This is a genomic window from Shewanella sp. ALD9 (genome assembly GCF_002836315.1).
Taxonomy (GTDB): Bacteria; Pseudomonadota; Gammaproteobacteria; order Enterobacterales; family Shewanellaceae; genus Shewanella.
On sequence record NZ_PJCD01000009.1, the window covers coordinates 1 to 2987 of the forward strand.

The window sequence follows — 2987 nt, forward strand, 5'->3', positions numbered from 1 at the left end:
AAAATAAGCCTTATATCCAAGCATAAAACAAGGTTGTCTAGACTTCTTTTAACAGTAAAGTTATCATAAAACTGAATTTTATTTTTTAGGTAAGTTTATGCATTCTATCCGCATTCGTTAAGACACAACTATTTGCATAGTGACACTATTTTATAATGGTGGGCTTTTGTTGTGTCTTTAAGAATATATGCGGATATATAAAGTAAAAGTATGCTTAATTTATAAGTATGCTTTTAGTGCATAGTTTCCAGTTATAACTTAATTGACTAGCTATTTGTCCACCCTGTGGATGAATAGCTTTTTTTTTGGGAGGACACTGTGATGCTAGCTTTTGTTTTCACCTAAATCCTGTTTGCTGCATAAAAAATTTCAAGAGCTAAACAGGAGTAAATAAAAATGAGTTTAATTATTAAAGCGAGAAACATACGCTTGGATTATGCTGGGCGTGATGTTTTGGATATTGATGAATTGGAAATTCACTCTTATGACCGTATTGGTCTTGTGGGTGATAACGGAGCAGGAAAGAGTAGTTTACTCAAAGTACTTAATGGCGAAATTGTTTTAGCCGAAGCGACATTACAGCGTTTTGGTGATTTTGCACATATCAGCCAACTGGGCGGAATCGAAATAGAAACGGTCGAAGACCGGGCAATGTTATCTCGCCTTGGTGTTTCCAATGTACAAAACGACACAATGAGTGGCGGAGAGGAAACTCGTGCAAAAATTGCTGCCGCATTTTCCCAACAAGTACATGGCATTCTAGCGGATGAACCAACCAGCCACCTTGATCTCAATGGAATAGATCTACTTATTGGTCAACTTAAAGCATTTGATGGAGCATTACTTGTTATCAGTCATGACCGATATTTTCTTGATATGGTTGTAGACAAGATATGGGAGTTAAAAGACGGTAAAATTACGGAATATTGGGGTGGTTACTCGGATTACTTGCGTCAAAAAGAAGAAGAGCGACAACACCAAGCCGTAGAATATGAGCTGATGATGAAGGAACGGGAGCGATTAGAATCTGCTGTGCAAGAAAAACGCCAGCAAGCTAATCGATTAGACAATAAGAAAAAAGGAGAAAAATCCAAAAACTCTACCGAAAGTGCTGGACGACTTGGGCATGCAAAAATGACTGGCACCAAGCAAAGAAAACTGTATCAGGCAGCTAAGAGTATGGAAAAGCGTTTGGCTGCATTAGAAGATATTCAAGCACCAGAGCATTTGCGTTCTATTCGTTTTCGTCAAAGTTCAGCCCTAGAACTGCACAATAAGTTCCCGATTACGGCAGATGGTCTGAGCTTAAAATTTGGTAGCCGTACTATCTTTGATGACGCTAACTTTATAATACCGCTTGGCGCTAAAGTCGCTATAACTGGATCGAATGGAACAGGGAAAACGTCCTTGTTAAAAATGATATCAGAACGTGCTGATGGATTAACCATATCTCCAAAAGCTGAAATTGGCTACTTTACACAAACAGGATATAAATTTAACACGCATAAATCTGTGCTCTCCTTTATGCAGGAAGAGTGCGAGTACACAGTTGCGGAAATTCGTGCAGTATTGGCTTCAATGGGGATCGGAGCGAATGATATTCAAAAAAACTTATCCGACTTATCGGGAGGTGAAATCATCAAACTGCTTTTATCCAAAATGCTTTTAGGAAAATATAATATTTTGCTTATGGATGAACCAGGAAACTATCTTGACCTAAAAAGTATTGCCGCATTAGAAACAATGATGAAGTCCTATGCAGGAACTATTATCTTCGTATCTCATGACAAGCAATTGGTCGATAATATTGCTGACATTATCTACGAGATCAAAGACCACAAAATCATCAAGACTTTTGAGAGAGATTGTTAATGATAGCCAATCTAATCCGAACATTAATTATTGAACTCTTTAAAGGAAATTAAAAATGACAATTCAAGATATTCAATCACTTGCTGAAGCACACGGCTTGTTGCTTACGGACAAAATGAATTTCAATGAAATGGGCATTGATTTTAAGGTCGTTTTTGCTCTTGATACAAAGGGGCAACAATGGTTGCTGCGTATTCCTCGTCGTGATGGCATGAGGGAACAAATCAAGAAAGAAAAACGCATTTTAGAATTGGTAAAAAAACATCTTTCTGTAGAGGTTCCTGATTGGAGAATTTCATCTACAGAATTAGTGGCTTATCCCATACTTAAAGATAATCCTGTTTTAAATTTGGATGCTGAAACCTATGAAATAATTTGGAATATGGACAAAGATAGCCCGAAATACATAACATCTTTGGCAAAAACCTTATTTGAAATCCATAGTATTCCTGAAAAAGAAGTTCGGGAAAATGATTTGAAAATTATGAAACCTTCAGATTTAAGACCTGAAATAGCAAACAATTTGCAGTTAGTAAAATCTGAAATTGGTATAAGTGAGCAATTGGAAACCCGCTACAGAAAATGGTTGGATAATGATGTTCTATGGGCAGATTTCACCCAATTTATACATGGCGATTTATATGCTGGGCATGTACTAGCTTCAAAGGATGGAGCTGTTTCAGGCGTTATTGATTGGTCAACAGCCCATATAGATGACCCAGCGATTGATTTTGCTGGGCATGTAACTTTGTTTGGAGAAGAAAGCCTCAAAACTCTAATCATCGAGTATGAAAAACTAGGGGGTAAAGTTTGGAATAAACTATATGAACAGACTTTAGAAAGAGCAGCGGCCTCTCCTTTGATGTATGGTTTATTTGCCTTAGAAACTCAAAATGAAAGCCTTATCGTTGGAGCAAAAGCTCAGTTGGGAGTTATATAATTTAAAAATATGATTGCTGAGAACTGCCTTGTTTTGAAACTTGGTTGGCTTTAATTAGTTTTTAGTATTCTTTATAGAAAATGCCTCGATCAAGGGGCATTTCTAACAATCATTTAACATAAAATTTCTTATACGAAATGCTTGATATTTCTCTTTAAATATCATTATATTAACG

Annotated in this window: 2 protein-coding genes; both read left to right on the forward strand. The window is 36.7% G+C overall.

Going from position 1 to position 2987, the window contains the following annotated elements:
- The first annotated feature begins 396 nt into the window (after nt 1-396).
- Nucleotides 397-1872: an ABC-F type ribosomal protection protein Msr(E) gene (gene msr(E), locus CXF88_RS14255; RefSeq protein WP_000052512.1), complete on the forward strand. Its 1476-nt coding sequence runs from the start codon at nt 397-399 to the stop codon at nt 1870-1872.
- A gap of 55 nt (nt 1873-1927) precedes the next feature.
- Nucleotides 1928-2812, forward strand: a complete 885-nt coding sequence (locus tag CXF88_RS14260; protein ID WP_000155092.1) for an Mph(E) family macrolide 2'-phosphotransferase — start codon at nt 1928-1930, stop codon at nt 2810-2812.
- The last annotated feature ends 175 nt before the right edge of the window (nt 2813-2987 follow it).

What these genes read in the sequence shown, in the direction of transcription:
- CXF88_RS14260 (WP_000155092.1), top strand. Translation starts at nt 1,928, where the DNA reads ATGACAATTCAAGATATTCAATCACTTGCTGAAGCACACGGCTTGTTG.